Origin of the sequence: Microbacterium sp. R1 (assembly GCF_015159725.1) — a bacterium.
Lineage (GTDB): Bacteria > Actinomycetota > Actinomycetes > Actinomycetales > Microbacteriaceae > Microbacterium > Microbacterium oxydans.
In genome coordinates, this window is record NZ_JADDUD010000002.1 from 124,222 (window position 1) to 148,481 (window position 24,260).

Annotated in this window: 28 protein-coding genes and 1 tRNA gene; 11 read left to right on the plus strand and 18 right to left on the minus strand. The window is 67.8% G+C overall.

Going from position 1 to position 24,260, the window contains the following annotated elements:
• Nucleotides 1-6: 6 nt before the first annotated feature.
• The 3 genes from ILP86_RS12420 to ILP86_RS12430 form a co-directional block, all read right to left on the minus strand.
• Nucleotides 7-291: an HNH endonuclease signature motif containing protein gene (locus ILP86_RS12420; protein ID WP_308431933.1), complete on the minus strand. Its 285-nt coding sequence runs from the start codon at nucleotides 289-291 to the stop codon at nucleotides 7-9.
• Between the two features lie 103 nt (nucleotides 292-394).
• On the minus strand, nucleotides 395-1,519 hold the full coding sequence (locus ILP86_RS12425; protein WP_061016335.1) for a Xaa-Pro peptidase family protein: 1,125 nt from the start codon (nucleotides 1,517-1,519) through the stop codon (nucleotides 395-397).
• A gap of 45 nt (nucleotides 1,520-1,564) precedes the next feature.
• Nucleotides 1,565-2,011: a DUF1801 domain-containing protein gene (locus ILP86_RS12430; RefSeq protein ID WP_061016333.1), complete on the minus strand. Its 447-nt coding sequence runs from the start codon at nucleotides 2,009-2,011 to the stop codon at nucleotides 1,565-1,567.
• A 157-nt stretch (nucleotides 2,012-2,168) separates the two neighbouring features.
• On the opposite strand from ILP86_RS12430, the gene ILP86_RS12435 reads away from it, so the two are divergent.
• On the plus strand, nucleotides 2,169-2,591 hold the full coding sequence (locus ILP86_RS12435; RefSeq protein WP_058630936.1) for an NUDIX hydrolase: 423 nt from the start codon (nucleotides 2,169-2,171) through the stop codon (nucleotides 2,589-2,591).
• Nucleotides 2,592-2,613: 22 nt separating this feature from the next.
• Here ILP86_RS12435 and ILP86_RS12440 read toward each other — a convergent pair whose 3' ends face one another.
• Together ILP86_RS12440 and ILP86_RS12445 are read right to left on the minus strand one after the other, a co-directional pair.
• A complete protein-coding gene (locus ILP86_RS12440) occupies nucleotides 2,614-3,069 on the minus strand; it encodes an aminoacyl-tRNA deacylase (protein WP_171011004.1) in 456 nt (151 codons plus the stop codon).
• 56 nt (nucleotides 3,070-3,125) lie between these two features.
• Entirely contained in the window at nucleotides 3,126-3,632 is a 507-nt protein-coding gene (locus ILP86_RS12445) for a hypothetical protein (RefSeq protein ID WP_046747982.1), read from the minus strand.
• A gap of 147 nt (nucleotides 3,633-3,779) precedes the next feature.
• Between ILP86_RS12445 and ILP86_RS12450 the strand changes: the two genes are divergently transcribed.
• Nucleotides 3,780-4,337, plus strand: a complete 558-nt coding sequence (locus tag ILP86_RS12450) for a peptidylprolyl isomerase (protein ID WP_046747983.1) — start codon at nucleotides 3,780-3,782, stop codon at nucleotides 4,335-4,337.
• A 21-nt stretch (nucleotides 4,338-4,358) separates the two neighbouring features.
• Complete coding sequence (locus tag ILP86_RS12455) at nucleotides 4,359-5,255, plus strand: rhomboid family intramembrane serine protease (RefSeq protein ID WP_193762109.1); 897 nt, start codon at nucleotides 4,359-4,361, stop codon at nucleotides 5,253-5,255.
• Nucleotides 5,256-5,578: 323 nt separating this feature from the next.
• Here the strand turns inward: ILP86_RS12455 and ILP86_RS12460 are convergent, their stop codons facing one another.
• On the minus strand, nucleotides 5,579-5,818 hold the full coding sequence (locus ILP86_RS12460) for a cell division protein CrgA (RefSeq protein ID WP_045263578.1): 240 nt from the start codon (nucleotides 5,816-5,818) through the stop codon (nucleotides 5,579-5,581).
• A 103-nt stretch (nucleotides 5,819-5,921) separates the two neighbouring features.
• Here ILP86_RS12460 and ILP86_RS12465 point away from each other — a divergent pair, with 103 nt between their 5' ends.
• From ILP86_RS12465 to ILP86_RS12475, 3 genes are read left to right on the plus strand one after another with little or no spacing between them, the layout of a single operon-like run.
• The gene (locus ILP86_RS12465; protein ID WP_058630934.1) at nucleotides 5,922-6,716 is read left to right on the plus strand and encodes a class E sortase; all 795 of its coding nucleotides are present in this window, start codon (nucleotides 5,922-5,924) and stop codon (nucleotides 6,714-6,716) included.
• A 28-nt stretch (nucleotides 6,717-6,744) separates the two neighbouring features.
• A complete protein-coding gene (locus tag ILP86_RS12470; protein ID WP_046747986.1) occupies nucleotides 6,745-6,900 on the plus strand; it encodes a membrane protein in 156 nt (51 codons plus the stop codon).
• Nucleotides 6,897-7,529 (plus strand): aminodeoxychorismate/anthranilate synthase component II, encoded by a 633-nt coding sequence (locus tag ILP86_RS12475; protein ID WP_061016328.1) that lies wholly within the window; start codon nucleotides 6,897-6,899, stop codon nucleotides 7,527-7,529. Before ILP86_RS12470 ends, ILP86_RS12475 begins: the two co-directional genes overlap by 4 nt.
• Before the next feature lie 48 nt (nucleotides 7,530-7,577).
• Here the strand turns inward: ILP86_RS12475 and pknB are convergent, their stop codons facing one another.
• From pknB to ILP86_RS12510, 7 genes are read right to left on the minus strand one after another with little or no spacing between them, the layout of a single operon-like run.
• Nucleotides 7,578-9,266, minus strand: a complete 1,689-nt coding sequence (pknB, locus tag ILP86_RS12480) for a Stk1 family PASTA domain-containing Ser/Thr kinase (protein ID WP_058630932.1) — start codon at nucleotides 9,264-9,266, stop codon at nucleotides 7,578-7,580.
• Between the two features lie 45 nt (nucleotides 9,267-9,311).
• On the minus strand, nucleotides 9,312-11,051 hold the full coding sequence (locus tag ILP86_RS12485) for a serine/threonine-protein kinase (protein WP_218867881.1): 1,740 nt from the start codon (nucleotides 11,049-11,051) through the stop codon (nucleotides 9,312-9,314).
• Nucleotides 11,048-12,502: a penicillin-binding protein 2 gene (locus ILP86_RS12490; protein WP_046747990.1), complete on the minus strand. Its 1,455-nt coding sequence runs from the start codon at nucleotides 12,500-12,502 to the stop codon at nucleotides 11,048-11,050. Before ILP86_RS12490 ends, ILP86_RS12485 begins: the two co-directional genes overlap by 4 nt.
• 1 nt (nucleotide 12,503) lies before the next feature.
• Complete coding sequence (locus ILP86_RS12495) at nucleotides 12,504-13,889, minus strand: FtsW/RodA/SpoVE family cell cycle protein (RefSeq protein ID WP_046747991.1); 1,386 nt, start codon at nucleotides 13,887-13,889, stop codon at nucleotides 12,504-12,506.
• Nucleotides 13,886-15,190, minus strand: a complete 1,305-nt coding sequence (locus ILP86_RS12500; RefSeq protein WP_046747992.1) for a PP2C family serine/threonine-protein phosphatase — start codon at nucleotides 15,188-15,190, stop codon at nucleotides 13,886-13,888. Before ILP86_RS12500 ends, ILP86_RS12495 begins: the two co-directional genes overlap by 4 nt.
• Before the next feature lie 7 nt (nucleotides 15,191-15,197).
• A complete protein-coding gene (locus tag ILP86_RS12505; protein WP_046747993.1) occupies nucleotides 15,198-15,716 on the minus strand; it encodes an FHA domain-containing protein in 519 nt (172 codons plus the stop codon).
• A complete protein-coding gene (locus tag ILP86_RS12510) occupies nucleotides 15,713-16,438 on the minus strand; it encodes a DUF3662 and FHA domain-containing protein (RefSeq protein ID WP_058630930.1) in 726 nt (241 codons plus the stop codon). Before ILP86_RS12510 ends, ILP86_RS12505 begins: the two co-directional genes overlap by 4 nt.
• Nucleotides 16,439-16,583: 145 nt before the next feature.
• Here ILP86_RS12510 and ILP86_RS12515 point away from each other — a divergent pair.
• Nucleotides 16,584-16,666 (plus strand) — tRNA-Leu (locus tag ILP86_RS12515).
• A 136-nt stretch (nucleotides 16,667-16,802) separates the two neighbouring features.
• Here the strand turns inward: ILP86_RS12515 and ILP86_RS12520 are convergent.
• Nucleotides 16,803-17,651: a ribokinase gene (locus ILP86_RS12520; RefSeq protein ID WP_193762110.1), complete on the minus strand. Its 849-nt coding sequence runs from the start codon at nucleotides 17,649-17,651 to the stop codon at nucleotides 16,803-16,805.
• A gap of 113 nt (nucleotides 17,652-17,764) precedes the next feature.
• Here ILP86_RS12520 and ILP86_RS12525 point away from each other — a divergent pair, with 113 nt between their 5' ends.
• Nucleotides 17,765-18,697: a nucleoside hydrolase gene (locus ILP86_RS12525; protein WP_141368124.1), complete on the plus strand. Its 933-nt coding sequence runs from the start codon at nucleotides 17,765-17,767 to the stop codon at nucleotides 18,695-18,697.
• Nucleotides 18,698-18,700: 3 nt separating this feature from the next.
• Here ILP86_RS12525 and ILP86_RS12530 read toward each other — a convergent pair whose 3' ends face one another.
• Nucleotides 18,701-19,756, minus strand: coding sequence for a LacI family DNA-binding transcriptional regulator (locus ILP86_RS12530; RefSeq protein ID WP_058630926.1), 1,056 nt, complete (start codon nucleotides 19,754-19,756; stop codon nucleotides 18,701-18,703).
• Between the two features lie 95 nt (nucleotides 19,757-19,851).
• Here ILP86_RS12530 and ILP86_RS12535 point away from each other — a divergent pair, with 95 nt between their 5' ends.
• Together ILP86_RS12535 and ILP86_RS12540 are read left to right on the plus strand one after the other, a co-directional pair.
• Nucleotides 19,852-21,270 (plus strand): MFS transporter, encoded by a 1,419-nt coding sequence (locus tag ILP86_RS12535; RefSeq protein WP_193762111.1) that lies wholly within the window; start codon nucleotides 19,852-19,854, stop codon nucleotides 21,268-21,270.
• Between the two features lie 171 nt (nucleotides 21,271-21,441).
• Entirely contained in the window at nucleotides 21,442-21,657 is a 216-nt protein-coding gene (locus ILP86_RS12540; protein WP_193762112.1) for a hypothetical protein, read from the plus strand.
• Between the two features lie 53 nt (nucleotides 21,658-21,710).
• Here the strand turns inward: ILP86_RS12540 and ILP86_RS12545 are convergent, their stop codons facing one another.
• Nucleotides 21,711-22,679 carry a GNAT family N-acetyltransferase gene (locus tag ILP86_RS12545; RefSeq protein ID WP_193762113.1) on the minus strand — a complete coding sequence of 323 codons (969 nt, stop codon included), beginning with the start codon at nucleotides 22,677-22,679 and terminating at the stop codon, nucleotides 21,711-21,713.
• 146 nt (nucleotides 22,680-22,825) lie between these two features.
• Between ILP86_RS12545 and ILP86_RS12550 the strand changes: the two genes are divergently transcribed.
• Entirely contained in the window at nucleotides 22,826-23,464 is a 639-nt protein-coding gene (locus ILP86_RS12550) for a hypothetical protein (protein WP_193762114.1), read from the plus strand.
• A 17-nt stretch (nucleotides 23,465-23,481) separates the two neighbouring features.
• Here the strand turns inward: ILP86_RS12550 and ILP86_RS12555 are convergent, their stop codons facing one another.
• Together ILP86_RS12555 and ILP86_RS12560 are read right to left on the minus strand one after the other, a co-directional pair.
• The gene (locus ILP86_RS12555) at nucleotides 23,482-23,784 is read right to left on the minus strand and encodes a hypothetical protein (protein WP_058630921.1); all 303 of its coding nucleotides are present in this window, start codon (nucleotides 23,782-23,784) and stop codon (nucleotides 23,482-23,484) included.
• A complete protein-coding gene (locus tag ILP86_RS12560; protein WP_193762115.1) occupies nucleotides 23,781-24,047 on the minus strand; it encodes a hypothetical protein in 267 nt (88 codons plus the stop codon). Before ILP86_RS12560 ends, ILP86_RS12555 begins: the two co-directional genes overlap by 4 nt.
• Nucleotides 24,048-24,260: the final 213 nt, after the last annotated feature.

The following is a 24,260-nucleotide window of genomic DNA, read 5'->3' on the forward strand; positions in this document are numbered from 1 at the left end:
CCGGCTTCATTCGGCGGGTCGAAGCTCCCGGAGGATCGTGGCGTGCCGCACGAGGAATGTCCTTTCGTCGAGCTTCTTGCGGCGCAGCCAGCCCGTGACCTCGTCATTGTGCTTGCTCGCATTGCAGGAGGCGCACGCCGGAACCACGTTCTCGAGCGTGTAGCGGCCGCCGCGGGACACGGGTTGGATGCAGTCGCGCTGCAGAGCGGCGCCGTCTCCCCCGCAGTACGCGCACCCGCCCCAGGCGTCCATCAGGGCGCACCACTGCTCATCGGTGAGGTCGTTGTCCACGCGCGCGAGGCGATTCTGTCGACGTCGGGCGTAGCGCGCGCGGGTCGCCGGCGACGCATTGGCGGACGATACCTTGCGACGGCGCTGCATATCCGGGTGCGTCTCAGTCGGAGCCGACCGAAGTCAGCCCGTGCGGTGCGACGTTCAGTCGCTGGCCACCCTCGGCCGTCACGACGACGATGTCCTCGATGCGGGCACCCCATTCGCCGGCGAAGTAGATACCAGGTTCGATGCTGAAGGCCATGCCCTCGCGGAGCACCAGATCGTTGCCAGGCGCGATGTACGGCTCTTCGTGCACCGAGACTCCGATTCCGTGGCCGGTGCGGTGCAGGAACGCCTCCCCGAGGCCCGCCTCGTCGAGAACGGTTCGCGCTGCGGCATCCACTTCGGAGGCGGTGGCTCCGGGGCGCACGGCATCGACCGCAGCCTGCTGCGCGCGCACCAGCACTCCGATGCGCTCAGCTGCGGCGGGGTCGGGGGTTCCGACCACGTATGTCCTGGTGCTATCGGAGTTGTAGCCGCTCGGGACAGCCCCACCGATGTCGACCACGACCACGTCGCCTTCTTCGATCACGCGGTCCGAGACCTCGTGGTGAGGGTCCGCACCATTCGGGCCCGATCCGACGATCACGAACTCCACCGTGCGGTGCCCTTCGGCGACGATCGCCTCGGCGATGTCGGCAGCCACCTCGCGCTCGGTGCGTCCGGCACGAAGCCACTCAGGCACGCGCCGGTGCACCGCGTCGATGGCGTCTCCGGCACGGCGCAGCTCTCTGATCTCCTCGGCATCCTTGATCATGCGGCTCTCGCGCAGCACCGGTGTGGCGAGCTCGAGGCGCACACCCAGGCGCTCACCGATCGGGATGACGTGCAGGGCGGGGAGGGCGTCGGACACACCGACGCGTGCCACCGCACCCGCTGCCTCGCCGACCAGCGCGTAGGGATCCTCTCCGTCCACCCAGTCCGCGACGCGGATGCCGAGCTCACCGGCGGCCGTGGTTCGCAGCTTGGCGAGTTCCATCCGCGGCACCACCACCGTGGGCGTGACTCCGGGACCGAGAACGAGTGCGGTGAGCCGCTCGATGGTGTCGCCCTCCACGCCCAGCAGGTATTGCAGGTCGGGTCCGGGACCCACGATGACGGCATCGATTCCCGCTTCAGCCGCGAGCGTTGCGGCGTCGGCGAGGCGGGCGGCGTACACGGATGCGGGGAAGGGCAGAGTGCTCACGGCTCAACGGTACTGCCCGAGCAGCCTCGGGGCAGCAGGGTGTCGTCAGCTGATCGCCTGTCGGATGCGTTCGCCCAGGAACTCGAGGTCGGCCTTCGTGAGGTCGGTCACGGCATAGGCGGTCGGCCACACGGTTCCGTCGTCGAGGTTCGAGATCGGTTCGAACCCGAACGTTCCGTAGCGGACCTTGAACTTGCTGGCCGGCTGGAAGAAGCAGAGCACCTTGCCGTCGCGACCCCACGCCGGCATCCCGTAGTAGGTGCGGGGGACCAGATCGGGGGCGACCTCGGAGACCAGGTCATGCAGCTTCTTCGCCAGGGCCTGGTCTTCGGGTGTGAGCTTCTCGATCGCCTCCTTGATGTCGGCCTCCCCCGCGGCGCGGAGCTCCTCCGGGGACTTCTTCGCCCTGGAGCGGCGCGTGCGCGCTTCCTTCGCGGCAGCCTGCATGGCCTCGCGTTCCTCGGCGCTGAAGTTCTTCTCTTTCTCGGCCATGATCGGTCCTCTCCTGGTGCTGTCCGTTGTGGAGATCACATTACGGAGGCCGGAGGACAGAGCGCTTCTCGATTCCTGATCGATCGGAGCGGACCGTCGGTTTCCGGAGCGTGACGCACGGTCATCGACCGCCTTCGCTGACGGATAGGGTGTGTCCATGGACCTGCGTGTCGCGGCGTACGCGGTCGTCACCGATGACGACGGACGGCTGCTGTTGGCGCGCTGGACGGAGGGTCGTCGCGTCGCGTGGACGATGCCCGGGGGTGGGCTCGAGCCGGGTGAATCTCCGGAAGACGCCGTACGTCGAGAGCTCCGCGAGGAGACCGGCTACACGGTCAAGGTCGGCGAGCTCCTCGGCATCCATTCCCGTGTGATTCCCGCGGGTCGTCGAGTGCAGAAGGCAGCAGAACCGCTGCACACGCTGCGCATCGTCTACCGAGCCGAGGTCACCGGTGGCAAGCTGCGCTTCGAGACCGGCGGTTCGACCGACATGGCCGAGTGGTTTCCGGTGAAGGCGGTGGCCGAGTTGCAGCGGGTGCGGCTGGTCGACATCGCCATGCGGATGGCCGGGATCCTCTGAACCGACCGAGCCCCGGCCGGGGTCAGCGCTCTTCGGGAACGGAGATGTCTGCGACGGTCGCCCCGTAGGCGGCGATCAGGTCGTCTGCGTCGACGAACAGACTGTATCCGTGGGCCCCCGCACCCATGGCGATGCGCTGACCGACGATGGACTCGTCGGCGTAGATCGGCCAGTCGGTGGTGCTGCCGATCGGGACGATGGTGCCGCGCTCGTAGCCTGTCGCCGCGAGAGCCAACTCCGCTTCCGGAAGCCGAAGCTTGTTCACTCCGACCAGGGCGCGGAGCTTCGGCCAGGAGATCGAGCGTCCGCCCGGTATCAGCGCGAACAGGAACGTGTCGTCGGAGCGCTTCACGACGAGTGTCTTGACGATGCCCGACGGCGGGATGCCGAGGAGCTCGGCTGCCTCGAACAGGCTGCCTGCCGCCGGGCGCTCACGGATCTCGATCTCGAGACCGCGGGCTGCGGCCGCTTCACGCACCCGCGCATGCCGATCGCCTCCGTCACCCGGGGCGACGGAGGCGATATCGGACGGGGTCACGCGTCGGGTGCGGCGAGCGGGTCGTCCGCGACCCAGAGCTCGTCGTCGGCGCGCAGTGCCTGCCAAGCGGCGTAGAGAACGCCGACGGCCGCGGCCGCGCCGAGGACGATAGCGATGACGGAGCCGAGACCCGGGCCCGACTTCTGCTTCTTCCCGAAAGCACCGCGGGGTGCCGGGACGGCCACACCGTGACGCTTCGCGTTGGCGACATCCCACGCGGTGAGGGCGGAACCGACGACTCCGCCCACGATCGGGACGACCTTGTCGTCGACGACGTGCTTGCCGATCTTGACGCCACGGTCGACGACCGGGGCGACGCGACGGTTGTACGTGTCCTGGATGACCGGGACGACCTGCTCACGATTGAGGCTGCCGAGCTGACGTCCGGCCTCCCGGGCGACATCGGCGGCGTGACCGACGAGCACCTGCTGGTTCTCCCAGAGCTGGTTCGCTTCCTTCTGAAGACGACGCAGTTCCTTCTTCCGCTTGCGGCTGAGGCTCACGATGCTCTCCTGTCCATTGGAGTACGGGTTCCCCATCTTGCCACGACAGGCTGGAAGCCGGGAGGGAATCGCCCGACCCTTGCTTCTTCGGCTGATCAGGGGTACAGGCCTCGGCCAACTCACCGGAAGCTCTGCGAGAATGAAGGCATGGCTCACGCTTCTCATGTCGCAACCCTGCACACCAACCACGGTGACATCGTCATCAACCTCTTCGGCGATCACGCACCGAAGACGGTCAAGAACTTCGTCGGCCTCGCCGACGGCACCCAGGAGTGGACCGACCCCGCCACCGGCAAGCCCGGCGACGGACCCCTCTACAAGGACGTCATCTTCCACCGCATCATCCCGAACTTCATGATCCAGGGCGGCGACCCGCTCGGACAGGGCGTCGGCGGCCCCGGCTACAACTTCGACGATGAGATCAACATGGAGCTCGACTTCAACAAGCCGTACATCCTCGCGATGGCCAACGCCGGCCTGCGTCGCAACGCCATCACCGGCAAGCCCGAGGGCACCAACGGTTCGCAGTTCTTCATCACGACGGACCCCACCCCGTGGCTGCAGGGCAAGCACACGATCTTCGGCGAGGTCGCCGATGACGCTTCCCGCGCAGTCGTCGACGCGATCGGCGCCGTGCAGACCGGCCCGGGCGACCGTCCGGTCGAGCCTGTCGTGCTGCAGTCGATCGACATCGTCGCGGCCTGACGACAGCTGCGGCCGATCCGGATGACCACGCCAGAGTTCACGAGCAATCGCGACAACTTCTGTTACCGCCATCCGGATCGGCAGAGCTTCGTGCTCTGCCAGCGGTGCATGCGCACCATCTGCCCCGAGTGCCAGACGCAGGCGGCTGTCGGCGTCATCTGTCCCGAGTGCATGAACGCGGACAAGAAGAACCGCACCCCCGCTCAGAAGAAGGCGGCTCGGCGCTGGGGCGGCAGCGGCGCGACCATGGCGATGGCCCGCAGCGGCAAGCCGGTCGTCACCTACGCTCTCCTCGCCGTCACGTCGTTCATCGGACTGGTTCAGCTGATCCCCGGCATCGGCGAGCAGATCACCGGGCAGATGCTCTTCGCGGCCCCGTATCTGTACCCGAACCTCTCGCCGCTGCCATTCGAGCCCTGGCGACTGCTCACCGCCGTCTTCGCCCACGGCAGCTTCATCCACCTCGCCCTCAACATGCTCGCGTTGTGGATGCTCGGACAGAGCCTCGAGCCCATGCTCGGCCGCGTCCGGTTCCTCGCCCTCTACCTCATCAGCGGTCTTGGCGGCTCGGTCATGGTGGCGGTGCTCGCCCCGCTGACCTCCACGGTCGGGGCCTCGGGAGCGATCTTCGGCATGATGGCCGCTCTGCTCATCGTCGGCCGGCACCTCGGCGCCAATGTCACCGGGCTTCTCGTCATCCTCGGCATCAACTTCGTCTACGGGCTGGTCTTCGGGGGTGGACGGATCTCCTGGCAGGCGCACCTCGGCGGAGTCGTCATCGGCGCGCTGGTGGCCTTCATCTATGTCAAGACGAAGCGCCGAGACCAGCGAACCCTGCAGATCGTTCTGCTGTCCGCGCTGGTCGTCCTGTTGATCGTCGTCGTCGCCTTCGTGCCGCCGCTCATCCTTTTGTCCTGATCCCGAGTTGTTAACAGGGTTGTTAACCCCTGTGAATAACACCGGTGTAATTCTCCCCAGGCTGTGGATGGACCTGTGGATAACTTTCGCTCTGGGTGGACTTGTGGGCGGGCATCTCCGGGGGACGGTCGTAGGCGGATTCCCTTCGTTCGCAGAACGGGCTCCCTCCCGCTTCGCGGGTCCCTCCCGATGCTCACTCCGGGAACCCGCCTACGACCTTCGGTGGCGTTGCCGCTGTACACCGGAGCGGAGTGGAATCCGGGATGGGTATGAGAAAGGCCCCCTCGCGATGCGAGGGGGCCTTTCTGGAAGAAGTGGAGGCGTCAGCGCCAGCGAGTGGTCATCAGGAAGCCGATCAGCGCGATGCCGAGGCCGATCGCCAGGTTCCAGTTCGACAGCCCCGGGATCGGGTACTGCATGCCGGAGATGTAGAAGACAAGGATCCACACGAGCCCCAGGAGCATGAAGCCGATCATCACCGGCTTGAACCACACGGCGTTGGGAGCGGCGTCGCCTTCGGCGCGCTCGACGGCGGGTTCTTCAGTCTTGCGGTCACGTGCCATTCCGTCATTGTACCCATGAGACCTGTCCTCCGCCGAGGCCAGGATGCCGCCGCAGACGGAGAGGCCACGGCGCGCGCTCAGCGTTCCCGGATATGATCACCGCATGACTGCATCCGTCGTGCCTGGGGGGCGGCGTCCGCGGCGACAGCGGCCGCGCTCGCGCGCGACGTTCGCGAGCGTGCTCGGAGAGCTGCTCCTCACCGCCGGCGTGATCGTCCTGCTCTTCGTCGCGTGGCAGATGTGGATCGGCGACATCATCATCAGCGCCCAGAAGAACGACGAGGGTGCAGCCGTGTCTCAGGCGCTGGCACAGGCCGAGCCCCCGGCGCTCCCGCCCGTCGTCGAGGAAGACGACGGAACCACGGCATACGTGCCCCCCGTGCCCGCGGCCCCGGCCGATGCGCAGTGGTTCGGACAGATGCACATCCCGCGTTTCGGCGCGGACTACAACTTCGGGATCTTCGGCGGGACGAGCCGTGCCCGCACGCTCGACCAGCAGGGGATCGGGGTCTACACCAACTCGAAGATGCCGGGCGAGGTCGGCAACTTCTCGCTGGCCGGGCATCGGACCACGTGGGGAAAGCCGTTCAACCAGCTCGACAAGCTGCAGTTGAACGACGCGATCGTCGTGGAGACACCTGACGGCTGGTACACCTACCGGTTCCGCACGCTCGAGTACGTGAAGCCCAGCCAGACCGATGTGCTCGCCGACGTGCCGCAGATGCCCGAGCAGCAGACCGGGGAGCAGTACATCACGCTCACGGCCTGCTCTCCGCTGTACTCCTTGGCCGAGCGCATCGTCGCCTACGGGGTGTTCGAGAGCTTCCAGCCACGCGCCGAGGGTCCGCCGACCGCTCTGACCGATCCGCCGCCTCCGCCGGCCGCACCCTCGGTGTGATCATGGACATCCGAAAGGGAGAAGCCTGATGTACGCCGCCCTCTGGCGCCTGCTGCCCGGCCCGTGGTGGCTGCGGGTGCTCATCCTCGTGATCGTCATCGCCGCCGTGCTCTACGGACTGTTCTGGTACGTGTTCCCCTGGGTGAGCCCGATCATCGCCCCCGGCGAGGTCGACGTCGAATGACGCGAGTGCTCGTGGTCGACAACCACGACAGCTTCGTGCACACCCTGGTCGGATACCTGCAGGAGCTCGGCGCAGACGCCGACATGATCGAAGCGGATGCGACGGATGCCGCCCGACTCGAGAAGCTGGTGCCGGCGTACGACGCGGTGATGCTCTCTCCGGGCCCCGGTGCACCTGCCGATGCAGGAGCGTCGATCGATGCCGTGCGCGTCGCCACGCGGCTGCGGGTGCCGACGCTCGGTGTGTGTCTCGGACACCAGGCGATCGGAGAGGCCTTCGGGACTCCCGTCACCGCAGCTCCCGAACTCATGCACGGGATGGTCTCGTCGGTCACGCACGACGCTTCTCCCCTGTTCGCAGGAATCCCCTCGCCGTTCGATGCAGGGCGGTATCACTCGCTCGCGCTCGCGGCCTCCGACCTGCCACCCGAGGTCATGGTGACGGCCTGGACAGAGGAGGGGACGGTCATGGCGCTGGCCCACCGCGACCTGCCGGTGTGGGGCGTGCAGTTCCACCCGGAGAGCGTGCTCACCGAGGGCGGCTACCGACTCCTGGCGAACTGGCTGGAACTGTGCGGCGACGACGGAGCGGTCGCGCGCGCCGAGACGCTGCACCCCCTGTCACGCTGAAGGTACGGTCCGGCTCACCGGCGGCTGAGCGTCACCGGGACCTGCGCGTCAACCGGTGCAGAAGAAGATCTGGACGGACGAGCCGACCGGGACGTCACCGGGTGCGACCGACATGGAGTGCACGGTCGGCGGCTCCGTGGCCGGGCACTCGGCCGTCTCCGTCGGCACGGCCACCAGGCCGAGATCGGTGAGGTTGGCCGTGGCGGCGTCGACGGTCCAGCCGGCGAGGTCGGTGAGCGTCACCGTGCCGCTGGCCACGACCAGGTTGACGACGGTTCCCGGATCGAGCTCGGCGTCGGCCTTCTCACTGGCGGAGATGACCGTGTTCGCGGCCAACGCCTTGTCGTTGCGTTGGATGACCGTTCCGAGTTCGAGCCCGGCGGCCTTCAGCGCGTTCGTGGCGTCGTCGAGTGCCATGCCCTCGATCTTGGGCATCACGACCGTCTCCTCGCCCTTGGAGACGTACAGCGTGACCGTGGAGCCCTCCTCGACCGACACCCCCGCCTCGGGGTCGGTGCGGATCACGTTTCCCTCGGAGACCTCGGAGCTCGTCTCGATCACGATCTTCGACGAGAGGTCGAGGTTCGCGAGGTCGTCCTGTGCGCGCTCGGATGACACGTTGACGAGGTTCGGGATCGTTCGCGACGTGCTCGACACCTCGGGAGGGCGCATGCTGATCGTGACGACCCAGAACAGCACCGATGCCAGCAGCACCGCGAGCAGTGCCACTCCGGCCCAGATCCAGGCGACCGGTGGTCCGGACTGGGTTCGGGTCATGGTGGTGTCCGCACTCAACTGCCGCAGCGACCGCGCGGTCTCCTGCGCCTGCCGCGGGCTCGCGCCGTACAGCTCGCTGGTCAGTGCTCCCAGTTCCTTGCGCGTCGGGGCATTGCCGGTCATGGCGGAATCCAGGGCGGCGCGGAAGTGAGCGGCGTCCGGATACCGCTGGTAGGGATCCTTCGCGAGTGCGCGCAGCACGATCGGGTCGAGCGTTGGAGGAGCGTCCTCGTTGACCTCGGTCGGAGGGACCGGTGTCTCACTTACATGCTGGTAGGCGACAGCCACCGGCGACTCGCCACGGAACGGCTGGCGTCCGGTGAGCAGCTCGTACAGGACGACACCCGTGGAGTAGAGGTCGGCTCGCGCATCGACGGGTTCGCCCTTGGCCTGTTCCGGCGAGAAGTAGGCGGCGGTGCCGATGATCTGAGTGGTCTCAGCCACCGTGGAGGACGAGTCGGAGACGGCACGGGCGATGCCGAAGTCCATCACCTTGACCTGACCCTTGTCGGTCACCATCACGTTGCCCGGCTTGATGTCGCGGTGCACGACGCCTGCGCGGTGCGAGTAGTCGAGCGCCTCGAGGATGCCGTCGACATAGCGCACGGCGTCGGCCGCCGGCACCGGTCCCGCCGCGATGATGTCCTTGAGGAGGGTGCCCTTGACGAGCTCCATCACGATATAGGGCGGCTCGTCGGAACCGATGTCGCTCGTCGAGGGGTCGCCGGCATCGAACACGCGGACGATCGAAGGGTGAGACATCCGTGACGCGGCCTGGGCCTCGAGCCGGAATCGATTGCGGAACGTGGTGTCCCGTGCCAGATCGGCGTCGAGGATCTTGATCGCGACGTCTCGACCGAGCGTCAGATCGTACCCGCGGTAGACCTTCGCCATACCGCCATGCCCGATGAGCTCGTCGACGCGGTACCGGCCCGCGACGATTCGTGGCTCTGTGGACACGGATGACCCCCCTGGAAAACTACGCTTGCTGAACTGAACTACAGGTTACCCGTCGGTGTCGGTGTCCCCGTCGCCGGGGGCCGCCGTGATCGTCACCGAGAGCGGGGGCGATGCCGCGGAAGTGCGCTGATCGCCACCGGAGCACATGCCCTGGTATGTGACGATGAGCTGCTGCCCCTCGGCGTCGGCGATCTTCACCTGCGTGTTGCGCTGCGTCGGCTGGAAGTTCGGCCCACCGGAGACGAAGCTGCCGTTCTGCACCGACACGACGTAGCCGGAAAGCGTCGTTCCGCTCGGGCACGTGAATCCGGTTCCCCAGGAGATGGTGACCGTCGAACCCGCGACTGGGTTTCCGGTGATCGTCGGCGCGTCGGTCGGCGTCGGGATGCCCGCACGAGCCGCGTAGACCGTGAGAGTCATGGCCTGCGTCGTCTCGACGTTGCCGGTCGGTGCGACGCGGTAGACCTTGCCGACGTCCGCATCGGTCGGCGCAGGATCGCCGTCGACGCAGGTGATCTCGCTGTTGAAGCCCGCCTCCTTGAGAGTGGAGGTGGCGGCGCCGCAGTCCATGCCGTTCAGGTTCAGGGCTGTCACGTCCACACGCGTCACTTCCGGCGTCGGAGTGGTCGGCGGCGGTGTCGTCTGCGTCTGGGTCTGGGGCGGCGTGTTGCTCGGCGAACCCGTGGGATCGGCATCGCCGCCCTGGTTCGCCAGCATCGCCCACAACGTGCCGCCGAGCACGATCACCAGCAGAGCGATCAGAGCGATCAGCGGCCAGGTCCAGGGGCTGCGCTTCTTCTTCTCCTTCTCCTCCTCGGCTGCAGCCTCGGTGGGAAGCTGAGCCGTGGTGGGAAGGATGCGCGTGGTGCCGTCGTCTCCCGATGCCGTCAGGATCCGTGTCGCGTCGTCTCCGCCGGCGATGCCGCCGGTCGCGATCGCGGGCACGGCGATGGCCGCGGAGTTGAGGTCGCCTCGGCGAAGAGCCTGAGCCGCGCGCGCCACCGTCGCAGAAGACGAGGGGCGATCGCTGGGCTTCTTGGCGATCATCGCCATGACGAGGTTCTGGACGGGGATCGGCACGGTCGGGGGCAGCGGCGGGGGCTGCTCGTTGATCTGCGCCATGGCGATGGCCACCTGCGACTCACCCGTGAACGGACGCTTGCCCGCCAGGCATTCGTAGGCGACGATGCCGAGCGAGTAGGTGTCGGTGGCGGGGGAGGCCGGGTGACCGGACGCCTGCTCGGGCGACAGGTACTGCACCGTGCCCATGACCTGGCCGGTCGCGGTGAGCGGTACCTGGTCGGCGATGCGGGCGATGCCGAAATCGGTGATCTTGACGCGGCCGTCGGGCGTGATCAGCAGGTTTCCCGGCTTGATGTCGCGGTGCACGAGACCCGCCGCGTGAGCGGCCTGCAGAGCGGACGCGGTCTGGGCGACGATGTCGAGGGTCTTGTCGGCGCTGAGTGCTCCATCGCGCTCGAGCACGGTCGAGAGAGCCTCGCCGGGCACCAGCTCCATGACGAGGTAGGCGCTGCCGTTCTCCTCGCCGTAGTCGAAGACGCTGGCGATGCCCTCATGGTTGACGAGAGCGGCATGCCGAGCCTCGGCACGGAACCGCTCGAGGAACCCGGGGTCCCCCATGTACTCGTCCTTGAGGATCTTGATGGCGACGGTACGTCCGATGACGTGATCCGTCGCTTCCCACACCTCGCCCATGCCACCGATCGCGATACGCGACTGCAGCTCGTAACGACCACCGAACGACACACCCTGCGTCGGCCTCATCTGCCCAGCACCGCCTCTATGACCTTCTTCGCAATCGGAGCGGCGATGGTGTCGCCGCTGCCTGATTGTCCCTGTCCGCCGCCGTCTTCGACGACGACCGCTACTGCGACCGCTGGATCGTTCGCCGGCGCGAAGCCGGTGAACCACAACGTATGCGGCCTGTTTCCGTTCTCTGCGGTGCCCGTCTTACCGGCCACGTCGATCCCGTCTATTCTTGCACCCTGGGCCGCTCCCGTTGCGACGCTCGCGACCATCGCGGCGGTCACGTCGTTCGCCACATCGGCCTCCATCGCACGTCCGAACTCGCTGTCCTGGAACGCCTTGATGACCGAGAGGTCGTTGCCGATCACGGCGTCGACCATCCGCGGATTCATCACGACGCCGTCGTTCGCGAGTCCGGCGGAGACCATGGCCATCTGCAGCGGAGTGGCGGTGACCTTTCCCTGGCCGAAACCGGTCAGAGCGGTCTGTGCGTCGTCGAGGGCCCGCGGGTAGCTGGAGGGTGTCGACGTCAGGGGCGTGTCGAACGATCGGTTGAACCCGAGCTTGTCGGCCATCTCGCGGATCGCGTCGTCGCCGAGTTCGACCGCGAGCTCGGCCATGGGGATGTTGCAGCTGAGGCGGATCGCCTCGGCGATCGTGACGGTCTCTCCGGGGCCGCAGGTGCCGCCCCACGCGTTGGAGACGCGGTTGGACGACCCGGGAAGGGTGTAGACGGCCGGGTTGGGCAGCGTCGACTCCGGGGTCCACTTGCCGCTCGCATAGGCCGCAGCGGCGACCACGACCTTGAACGTGGAACCGGGAGGATTCAGGTCGCCGGCGATGGCGCGGTTGGACAGCGGCTTGTTGGCGTCGGCGACGAGCTGGTCGTAGGTGGCGTTCGCGGCATCGGCATCGTGCGTGGCCATCAGGTTCGTGTCGAAGCCGGGCGTGGAGACCATGGCCAGGATCCGTCCGGTCTTCGGATCCATCGCCACGACAGCACCCTTGAGGCCGCCGAGGGCTTCGTAGGCCGCTCGCTGCGCCGCGGTGTTCAGTGAGAGCTCGACGCTGTACCCGCGCTGCGGTTGGCCTGAGAGGATGCGCTCGACCTCGCCGAGGAAGGCATTCGACCCCGTGCCGGAGAGCTCGGCGTTCATGGCCTTCTCGATGCCCGTGCTCGAGCCCAGAGCCGGGTTGAAGTATCCCGTCACCGGTTCCCAGATGGGAGCATCCGCGTAGGTGCGCTGGAACTGGTAGCGGTCATCACTCGGCACCGAGCTCGCGATCGCGACGCCGTCGACGATGATCGATCCGCGCTGGATCTCATAGCTGTCGAGCCGGGTGCGCTTGTTGTTGCTGTTCTGGGCCAGCGCATCCGCTTCGACGACCTGGATCCAACTGGTCGCGGCGAACAGCGCGATGAACATGAACAGCATGATGATGCTGAGGCGGCGGAGTTCCTTCGTCATGTCAGCCGATCACCACCCGGGGTTGGCGCCGCACACCGTCGGAGATGCGCAGCAGGAGAGCCACGATGAGCCAGTTGGCCACGAGGGAGGATCCACCCGCCGCGAGGAACGGGGTGGTCAGACCGGTCAGCGGGATGAGGCGCGTGACACCGCCGACCATGATGAACACCTGCAGGGCGATCGTGAACGAGAGACCCGTCGCGAGCAGCTTGCCGAAGTCGTCCTGACCGGCGAGGCCGATGCGCATGCCGCGGCTGACGAACACCATGTAGAGGCAGAGGATCGCGAACAGTCCGATCAGCCCGAGTTCTTCGCCGAGGCTGGTGATGATGTAGTCGCTGTGGGCCAGCGGAGTGACCTCGGGGCGTCCCTGGCCCCAACCCGTGCCCATCAGACCGCCGCGGGCGAGGCCGAAGAGCCCTTGCATGGGCTGGTACCCGGCGCCGTCCGGGTCGACCTGGTTGGCGTCGAAGAGGAAGAGCCAGTTGATGAAGCGACCCTGCACGTAGCTGAGGATCTGCGTCGCGAGCGCGACGCCGGCGACCACGAGGGTCAGGCCGATGAGCACCCAGCTGGTCTTCCCCGTCGCGACGTAGAGCATCGCGACGAACATCCCGAAGATCAGGGTTCCGGTTCCGAGGTCGCGCTGGAAGACGATGATCCCGAGCGAGATCAGCCAGACGACCAGCACGGGTCCGAGCTCGCGCATGCGTGGCCAGGTGATGCCAAGGACCCGCTTGCCGACCGACGTCAGGCTCTCACGGGTGCGCACGAGGTATCCCGCGAAGAAGATGGCCAGGCAGATCTTGGCGAGCTCGCCCGGCTGGAACGCGAAGGCCCCGCCGAGCGACACCCACACCGCAGCGTTCGCGTCGGGGATGCGCAGCCCGGGGACGAAGGGCAGCAGCAGGAGCAGGATTCCGGCGAGTCCGAAGATGTAGGTGTATCGGAAGAGGATCCGGTAGTTGCGCAGCAGGATCACGACCACGATCGCACCGGCCAGTGAGATGGCGGTCCACGCGAGCTGCTTGGTCGAGTAGGCGTTCCAGCCGGTGTTCTTGAAGGCGATGTCGATGCGGTAGATCATCGCGATGCCGAGTCCGGTGAGCAGGGTCGCGATCGGTACGACGAACGGGTCGGCGTCGGATGCCACGAAGCGCAACACGATGTGCAGCGCGAACGCGAGGGCGGCGAGGCCACCGCCGATCGCCAGGATCATCGGGTCGATCACCCCGAGCGCGCCCAGCTGGACGAGCGTGAGCGCGGCACCGCTGATCGCACACGCGAAGAGCAGCAACCAGAACTCGCGGTTGCGCTGGCTCTGGGGCATGCGGATGCGCTTGAGGGCCTTGATGACGCTGGTGTCGGCTGTGACGTCGGTGGTCATCCGTCACCCCCGGCCGGAGTCTCGACAGGGGTCGGCATGGGGGTGGGCAGCGGCGTCTGCTCGATCGTGTTCGCGTCGGCACCCGCCTTGAGCCGGTCCACGATCGCCATCGCGTCGGACAGCGAGCGCGCGGTGATCGTGCGCTCGACCGATGCCCGCTGATACGGAGGCAGGTTCGCGAGGAGGATGTCGGTGTCCTGGATCGGGGTGGACAGCGTGATCGGACCGATGTTCTGCTGCACGCCCTGGAAGATCACGACGCTGTCCTCATCGGCGCCGATGAAGTACCGGGTCTGGGTCCAGCTGTAGGCAGCGAAGGCCGCGACGCCGAGCATCACGATCACCACGAGAGCGCCGGCGATCCACCCGAGGCGCCGGCGCTTGGCGCGACGACGGTCCTCTTCGATGAGCTCCTCGAGGTACTCGGGCGCCGGCTCGAAGTGGCTGGGCTCGTTCGCGGCCTGTCGCACCGGGTGCAGCCAGTTGCCGCGGGGAGCCCGCACGGGAGGAACGTACACGCCGTCGGGGTTCGACGCTGAGCCGACGATCGTGGGGGTTCCCGAATGGATCGGGTGCTGTCCGCCGACGTCGACCAGGACCATCGTGACGTTGTCGGGCGCGCCGCCGTCGAGTGCCTGCTTGAGCAGGATGTCGGCCGTACGTCCGGGGGCGAGACCGAGCTGCATGGCCTTGAGGATGTGCGGCTCGTCGACCACGCCGGAGAGTCCGTCGGAGCAGAGCAGCCAGCGGTCGCCGGGCTGCGTGTGCATGACGAACATGTCGAGCTCGGGGTCGGAGTCCATGTCGCTGAGCACACGCATCAGCACGGATCGGCGCGGGTGGTAGCGCGCCTCCTCCGGGGTGATGCGGCCCGAGTCGACCAGACGCTGCACGAACGTGTGGTCGGCGGTGATCTGCGTCAGGGCGTCGTCGCGATAGAGGTAGATGCGCGAGTCGCCGATGTGGCCGATGACCGCGTACTCGTCGACCATGATGATCGCGCTGAGGGTGGTGCCGAGACCCGCCAGCTCTGGACGGTCCTTCGCGGCACGGATGAGGTCGCCCGCGGCCGTGGTCGCCGCCGCCTGCAGCGAGGCCTGTGCGTCTTCCGTCGTCGCATACGCCTGATCGAGCGGCTCGAGGCGCTGGATCGCGATGCTGGATGCGACGTCACCGCCGGCGTGACCGCCCATGCCGTCGGCGACGACGAAGAGGTTCGCTCCGGAGTAGCCGGAATCCTGGTTGTTGGAGCGGACCTTCCCGGTGTGGGAGATCGCGACGCTCGAGCCCTCGAAGACCATGCCGGCGTCAGGCTCGCAGCTCGAAGGTCGTGGCGCCCACCTTGATGGGGGTGCCGAGCGAGAGGGCGACCGGCGAGCCGGAGACGCGCTGGCCTGCGACGAAGGTGCCGTTGGTGGAGTCGAGGTCCTGGATCGCCCAGGCGTCGCCGCGCAGCATCAGGCGCGCATGGTGGCTGGACGTGTAGTCGTCGCGGATCACGAGAGCGGATTCGCTGGAGCGGCCGATCGTGAGGGAGTCGGCGCTGAGCGGCAGCTCCAGGCCTGCCTTCGGGCCGGAGGTGATCACGAGCCGCTTGGCTGTCGCGACCGTCGCCGGGCCCGTGGAGGGGCGGGCGGAAGCCGGCTTCGCGACGGGTGCCGCGGGCGCAGCCGCCTGTGCGGGGGCTCCGGCGGTCGCCTCGGCGGGCAGCTTGCGCACGCGCACTCCGAACAGGTCTGCCCGGAGCGAGTACACCACCCCGAACACGAAGAACCACATCAGGAGAAGGAACCCGATGCGGAGCAGAAGGAGGATCAGTTCACTCACCCGAGGGCTCCGAACGCTCGGGTGGCGTCGTCGCCTCGGGACGTCGGCCGCGAGGGGGCGGCCACGGGGACGATGCGGAACACCAGGTCGGTGCGTCCGATCGTGATCGTGGTGTCGGTGGGGAGCGCGGCTTCGCGCAGCTTCTGGCCATTCACCTTCGTGCCGTTGGTGGATCCCAGGTCGCGCATCATGGCGCGCTCGCCGTCCCACAGGATCTCGACGTGCTTGCGGCTCGAACCGGCGTCGGCGATCGTGATGTCGGCATCCGAACCGCGTCCGATCACCGTGCGAGCGCGCGAGATCGAGTGGCGGCGGCCGTCGACGTCGACCACGGCCTGCCAGCTGACGCGGCCCTCGACCGTTCCGGAGCTGACGCGCACCGTGCCGGTGGCGACCTTCTCGTCGGCCTCGAGGGTGATCGAGAGCGGGCCGGCGAAGCTGTACCCCTGCGACGTGGCGTGCTTGGTGAGGAGGGCATGCAGCTCATCGGTGAGAGCGCCACCGAGCCCGCGCATCCGCTCCGCATCGTCGTCGCTGAGGCGAACGATGTAGCTGTTGGGCGCGATGATGCGGTCGCGGCTCACGACAGCGGCCTTCGTGTCGGCTTCACGCCGCAGCGCCGAAGCGATCTCCACGGGCTGGATGCCGCTGCGGAAGGTCTTGGCGAACGCGCTGTTCACTGCGCGCTCGAGACCTTTCTCAAAGCTGTCAAGTAGTCCCACTGGGCTCCTCTGGCATGCCGGCTGGTAGGGACATCGTAGCCAGGTGTCCTGGGGGAACGCCGCCGAAGACCCCCGTCGAGTGTGCAACGAGCCCGAAAACGCATGATATCTTTGGGAAGTTGAGTTCTTCGGAACGAGACCACTCGCGCGAGTGGCGGAATGGTAGACGCGCTGGCTTCAGGTGCCAGTGTCCGTAAGGACGTGGGGGTTCAAGTCCCCCCTCGCGCACAGTTCAAGATGGCCCGGTTCCTTTCGAGGAAGCCGGGCCTTCTTCTTTCCGGCTCCACGATGGGACCTCCTCTCCCGGGTCAGCTTCGTTTCATTGAGGAGTACGACAGCCCGATTCGTGATCCGGAGCCTCCCGTCACCGCACCGGCAGGTACCGACTCAGGTGCTCGAACGGCGGCTGCGACGAGAGGTGCGACACGGCCGCAGACCCCACGGCGCACGCGGCTTCGAGAGCGTCGGCAGGCGCGTGCCCTGCGCGCAGCGCGAGCACGAGTGCCGCGCAGAACGCATCCCCCGCGCCGACCGTGTTCACGGCCTCGGCGGGGATGCCGTCAGCCCGGGTGATCTCCTCGCCACGGCGATACAGGGCGGCGCCGGCCGCGCCGTAGGTGACCGCGACGAGTTCGGCCTCGGCGAGCTCGGGCATGAGCTCGCGCTCGGTCTCGTTCACGATGAACAGATCGACGCGGCTCAGCAGCGCTTCGGGTAGCGGCTGGGCGGGAGCGGCGTTGACGGCGATGAAGCCGGGCGCCGTTGCGGCGACCTCTTCGACGATGCTGAGCGCGATCTCCAGTTGCATGAGCACCGCCTCCTCCTCTCGGAAGGTCACGCCGTCGAGACTCACCCGATCATTCGCTCCCGGGCACACCGCGATCTGGTTCTCGGCGTCGGAATCCACGACGATCAGTGCCGTTCCGGTCGGGGCATCGACGGTGCGGAGGTCGGTGGTGTCCACCCCGGCCCGATCCATCTCGTCTCGGGTCCAGGCCCCGTCCGCGTCATCCCCGACGGCGCCGATCATGCGGACTCTCCCGCCGAGCTTGGCGGCGGCGACGGCCTGATTCGCGCCCTTCCCGCCCAGGTCGCGGGACAGTCTTCCGCCGGCGACGGTCTCGCCTGCGGTGGGGAGGCGGTCGACGAACGCGGTGACGTCGACGTTCGCGCTGCCGACGACGACGAGTGAGGGAGAGACAGGGGTGGTCATGGCGGCGGCTTTCGGATCGTGGGATGGGGTAGGCAACGACGACGGTGCACCCGACTTGACGTTCCTGCAAGAAAGTGTAAACGTTTACGCACGAACATCTGCAAAGGAGCACCATGACCACTCCCGTCCTTCTCGACTGCGATCCGGGCCACGACGACGTCTTCGCGATCTGGCTCGCGGCCGGAAACGACGCCATCGACCTGCGCGGTGTGACGACCGTCGGCGGCAACGGCTACCTCGAGCACACGACCCGCAACGCGCGGATCGCCCTCACGGTCGCCGGGGTCACGGACGTGCCGGTCGCCGCCGGTGCCGACAAGCCCCTCACGCGTGAACTGACCCCCGGGGCGTGGATCCACGGCGAGAACGCGCTGGGCGGTCCGGTGCTCCCCGAACCCACGGTGCCGCTCGACCCCCGCCACGCCGTCGACTTCCTCGCCGACACGCTCGCCGCTTCGTCGGAGCCGATCACGCTGATCCCGACCGGTCCGCTGACGAACATCGCGCTCCTGCTGCAGCAGCGCCCCGAGGTCACGTCGCAGATCAAGGAGATCATCTGGATGGGCGGCTCGACCGGGCGCGGCAACGTGGGCGCGTACCCGGAGTTCAATGCCTGGGCCGACCCCGAAGCCGCAGCCGTCGTGTTCGCCTCCGGACTGCCGCTGACGATGGTCGGGCTCAACATCTCCCACCAGGCCCTCATCACCGAAGAGGTCATCCAGCGCATCGGTGCGGTCGGCAACGACACCGCAGCCTTCGGGGTCGAGCTGCTCCGGTTCTTCTGCAGCACCTACGAGAAGGCGGAGGGCATGCCCGAGGGCCCTCTGCACGACCCCATCACCGTGGCCATCGCGATCGACCGCGCCGTCGCCTCCGTGCAGCGCTGCCATGTGGACATCGAGACCACGGGCGAGTTCACAGCCGGTGCGACCTGCGTCGATCTCCACGACATGCTCGGCAAGGAGCCGAACACCGACGTCGCGATCACCCTCGACGTGCCGAAGTTCTGGAACCTGGTCACCGACGCCGTCGGCGCGCTGGCATGAGGTTCAGTGCGTAGCGGCGGGCGTCGTCGACTCGGCCACGCGCAGACTCGGCGCGAGGCGACGGAGCACGTACGGGGCCTCGGGGTCTTCCATCCGTCGCACCAGGGCCTCGGTCGCCTCCTGGGCGAGCCCGTCGAACGGCTGCACGACGGTCGTCAGCCGCGGTTCGCAGACGTCGGCGAGCATCGTCCCGTCGAAGCCCGTCACCTGCACATCGGAGGGAACGCTCCTGCCCGCGCGCTTCAACGCCGCGATGGCGCCGGCTGCGACGAGGTCGTCTCCGGCGATGATCGCGTCGGGAAGAGGCCCGCGGGCGAGCAGCTCTTCCGCGGCCCGCTCTCCGAAGGCGAGCAGGTACTCGCCGAAGATGTTGTCCTCGCGGGACAGCGACCGGGTGCGGACCGTGGCCTCGAACGCGGCCCGTCGCTCACGGCCCACCGAGGTGACGTCGTTGCCCGAGACGAGCACGACCCGACGCGCTCCGCGGGAGGTGACGTGGTCGACGGCGAGATCGATGCCGGCGTCGTTGTCCACTCCAACGAAGTCGGCGGACAGGTCGATCACGCGGCGGTCGAGCTGCACCAGCGGCACTCTGCGGGCGGTGTCCGCGACGGCGTCGTACGAGAGCTCGGCATCGGACGGCACGACGAAGATCCCCTCGACGCGACGTTCGACCAGCATGCGGAGACGGTCGCGTTCGCGGTCGACCTCACCGTGCGAGTCGGCGATGACGAGATCGAAGCCGCGGCGCTGCAGATGGTCTTCGAGGCGGTGGATGAGCTCGCCGTAGAAAGGGTTGCTGATCACCGGGACCACGACGCCGATCGTGGCACCGCTGCCCGCCCGCAGTCCGCGACCGATGAGATTGACGCGATAGCCGAGACGCTCGGCGACCTCGGCCACGTGCTCGGCGGTGCGGCCGGAGACGCGGTCCTTCCCGTTGAGGGCCCGCGAGACGGTCGCGATGGACACCCCGGCGGCTGCCGCCACCTCGTGCAGCGTGACCGACGCCTTCTTCACCACGACCCGACCCCCCATCGGTGCCGCCGTCGACACCATCAGTCAAAGATATGGCGTGCGTAAAGGATTACGCACGCGATCAGCCCCCGATCAACCACCGACAAGCCCCCCCACCAGACACGAAGAAGTGAGCAATGACCAACCACACAGAAGCTGTTCGCACCCGGACGAACGTGGTGGCGCTGATGATCGCCCTCCTCGCCGCCTGCCTCGCGTTCCAGCTCAACGCCAGCATGCTGAGCCCCGCGCTGGTGACGATGGAGCGCGAACTCGACGCCACCTCCACCGAGATCGCCGCGACCCAGACGGTGTTCTTCACAGCTGCCGCGCTGTTCACCCTGTTCCTCCCCCGCCTGGGTGATCTGATCGGACGTCGACGGGTTCTCGTCGGCATGCTCGTGGTGATGGCCGTGGGCTGCGTCGTGGCGGCGCTGGCCACGAACGTCCCGATGCTGTTCGTCGGCCGGCTGATCCAGGGCGTGTCGGGACCGGTCGTTCCGCTCTGCCTGATCATGCTGCGAGCCGCGGTGAAGGATCCGAAGGCGTACGGCACCCTCCTCGGTGTCGTCACCGCCGTCAACGGAGGGATCGCCGGAGGTGACGCTCTGCTCGGCGGATATCTGGCGACGAACCACGGCTTCGCGTCGATCTTCTGGACCATGGCGGGTGTGGCGATCGTCGCCGCCCTGACCGTGCGCCTGCTCGCCCCGGAGACCATGGCCGATGACCGTCCTCGCATGGACTGGTGGGGGTCGCTGCTGCTCGTCGTCTCGGTGGGATCGATGCTCGTCGCGCTCAACGAGCTCGGCAAGCTCGCCGGCGCGGACCTGCTGCTCGTCGTCGTCCTCGGCATCGTCGCGGTTGCATCCTTCGCCGCCTTCTGGAAGCTCGAGGGACGGATCGCGGATCCGCTCGTGTCGATCCTCCAGCTGAAGCAGAGGGCTACCTGGGCACTGAGCGCGACCTCGCTCCTGACCCTGTCGGGGATCTTCGCGATCATGAACGGCGTGGTCCCCGCACTCGCGCAGGACACCGCGATGAACCTCTCGATGAGTGCGGAGGAGGTGTCGCTGTGGATCCTGATGCCCTACGCCCTCGCCGGGCTCCTCATGGGTCCGCTCAGCGGTCGGCTCGCAGCCACGGTCGGATACCGCACGATGCTGCGCATCGGGCTGGGCGGAACCGTGCTCGTGCTCGGACTCATGGTCGCCAACGTGGAGACCTCATCGCGATTCGTGCTGCTCCTCCTCTCGATCGCGGTCGGGATCACCTACGCGGGAATCGGCAACATCATGCTCAACGGTCTGGGTGTCGTGCTCTCGCCGAAGGATCGCCCCGGTTCACTCCCCGGCCTGAACACCGGCGCCATCAATCTCGGCGCCGGGCTGAGCTTCGTCGTCATCTATGCGGCGCAGACCTCCTTCGCCTCGAGCGAGGTGCCGGCGGGCGGGTATGTCGCGGCGCTGATCACCGGGGCCGTCGTCCTCGTCGGCGCCCTGGTGTTCTCGATGTTCATCCCGAAGCCGGTGAGCGCGGAACTGGTGCGCCGGTAGGTTGCGTAGCGCTCGGACCCCTGCCCTTATCCGGGCGGGGGTCCGAGGTGGTTCCGAGGCGTGGGTCGTGAAACATCCGTGTGCAGGACGACATCGTCCCTACCTTCGGCGGATGCCGTACGCCGTCGTCGGCGCGACGATGGAAGTTCCCGTCCTCAGGGAAGGCATCCCGTGACCTCACGCACCCCCAGTCCTCGCTTCGCTCTCGCGCTCGCCGCCGTCGGACTCAGCACCTCGGCGCTCGAACTCGCGGCCTGCGCTTCACTCGCCCCCTCTACGACGTCCTCCACGAGCATGGGGTCCCTCCCCGACGACACCGATGCCGATGCCGATGCCGATGCCGATGCCGATGCCGATGCCGATGCCGAGGCCGACACCGTCGCCTGACCGAGGGCACCGGAACCACGCGGAGAATCGACCCGGCATGCGGGAGCGAGTCGTCAGCCCAGCGGACCTTCGAGAACCGTGAGGACGTCGACCTCGGTGAAGCCGACCGATCGGTTGAGGGCGAGCATCGGCGCATTCGTCGGCGCCGTGTAGGTCTGCAGGAATCGTGACGCCGAGCTCTCCGGGAGGGTCATGAGCAGTCGCAGATTGGCGACCTTCAGGGCCCGGCCGATGCCGCGACCTCGCACCCGCTCCTCGACGAAGGTGTCGTCCTGCAGCACGATCGTCGGGTCGGGCCGGGACAGCAGGATTTCCGTGTAGCCGACGGCGTTCCCCTCGATTCGTGCGACGCTCCGCACGAGCGCATAGCCCTGCTCCGACATGCGCTGCTCGTTCCGGCGAACCGCTGCGACGTCGGCAGCTGCTGCAGTTCGGGTGAGGTCGCCCATCGGCACGTCGTCCGACATGTGCGTGCGAAGCCGCGCCCAGTCGGCGAGCAGCTCGTCCGGACACGCGCCGACCCACGAGACGACCTCGATATCCGGGTGCGCAGCGGGCAGGCTTTCGAGCGTTCCCGCCGGCAGAGGCAGGTCGACCACCTGCCGGCTCTCGCGCATACCGACCCGCAGCCCCTCCGACTGCGCGAACGAGACCCCCGCTTCGGAGTACGTCTCGGTGCGCACGAGTGTGGCGGTGCCGCGCACGGCGTCGCGGACAGCGCGGAGCAGGGCGCGGGCGATCCCGCGGCGACGGAAGCGATCGAGAACGGCGATCTCGACGTCGGCCGGATCTCCGGGGTGCACGTGGGCCTCTGCGGCACCCACCGGCACTCCGCCGATCTCCGCGAGCAACAGCACTGACCTGCGGGTCGGATGCGGGTTCTGGAACTGCCGACGCGTCGCCTCATCGCTGCGAGACCACACCTTCCGGCGTCCGGCCGCGTATCCGCCGCTGAGGATGCCGTTCCACTGGTTCAGCAGCGCGGTGTTCTGCGGGTCGACATGCGTGATGCGGATATCCATCGGAGGTCGTGACGCTCTCGGCTCGGGGTCGGACGGTGCCTCATCCAGGTTGCCACGCGGTTGGGCCGATCGCTCGACTCGTGGGTTCCCCGCGGCATCTGACAGGGTGGGTGCAGGACCTGTCCCCGACGATGAAGTGGTGAGCGATGAGTGGATCTGAGACCTCGGGGGTGACGGTCGAGGGCGTGTCATCGCGGTGGTCGCCCTGGTGGCTGACATCCGGCGGGCTGTTCGTCGTCTCAGCTCTGCTGGCAGCTTTCCGCAGTCTTCCCGGGTCCCTCGATGTCGAGGCTCTCGTCGGGATGTCGACAGCGGCCACCCTCGCCTTCAGCCTCGCGCTCGTCGCCGCCGGGATCGGAGCTGCGCGCCGTGACGACACCCCGCGGTTGCCGAGGGCTGCGGTCGTCTCCCTCTTTCTTCTCGCGGGCTGGCTGCCCGTCGGCCCGTTACTGCTGACGGCGTCGTTCGACTTCAGCTCCGCCGTGCCGATCTACGTGAACGCCCTCGTGGAGCTGGCGCTGTCGGGGACGATCGTCGCCGGAGTCCTGCGCAGCACGCTGGTGACACCCTGGAGGCTCATCCCGGCGATCGCGCTCGCCGCGGTGGTGCTGGGCTCGCTGATGGAGGTCGCCGTCATGTCGGGCGGCGTATCCGACCAGAACGCGATGATCACGGTCTCCAATGTGCTGATCTTGACGCGCATCCTCGCCACCGGAGCCCTGGCCGCCGTGGCGCTCCGGGCCGCGCGTGCTCGGCCCGGAGCGGTGGTCGTGTTCGGCGGATGACCCTCGGACAGCGATCGTCAGGCAGCCGAGACGTACCCCTTCGAGGAGTCGTCGTCGACCAGTACGTAGGTGAGCACGCCTGCCGCATCGCCGCCCGTGTGTCTCCACACCCTTTCGTGTGCGCCGGTGGCGTAGTCGAGCACGATCCAATCCGGGGCGTGCGGGTCGCGACGTCCGACCACATAGGAGGTGCTGCCGAGACCGACGGACCCGAGTCGGGCGATGAACTGGTCCCCGTTCAGTGTTTCGGGTGGAGTGCGGCACAGCTCGGTCGGGCGGATCCGCATCGTCAGGTCGGCCTTGCCAGCCCTCCCCCTCATGCGACGTCTCCGGCGCGGACACCGAGCTCGCTGGTGTCGTCGAGACCGTGCGCGTCGAGATAGGCGCGGATCGTGTCATGGACGATGCGGATCTGGGCCTCGTTCCCCATCGCGGCCTGCATCGTTCCCATCGTGGGGGCGGGCTTGCCGTTGACCCGGTCGAGAGCCTCCCAGACGATGTCTTCGCGGGAGCCTCGGCCCATCGTATGCGGCATCGAACTGAACACCGGGTTCGGCTTCCAGCGGTCTCGGGTCTCCTTCATCAGTGCTTCCTCTCGTCTCGCCGGGCGCCGTCGGATGCGGGCGCGCTCGGTCCTGTGCGCGGGCGCGCCGAAGCCACCCTGGGGCGATGCGCCCCCGATGGACGGCATGCTCGTCCTGCGGCCAGGTGCCTTCCCGAAGAGCTGTCGGATGTCGATGAAGGGAAAGACGATCTGGCCGTCCGGTTCCCTCCGACAGTATCACGTTATTTTTAG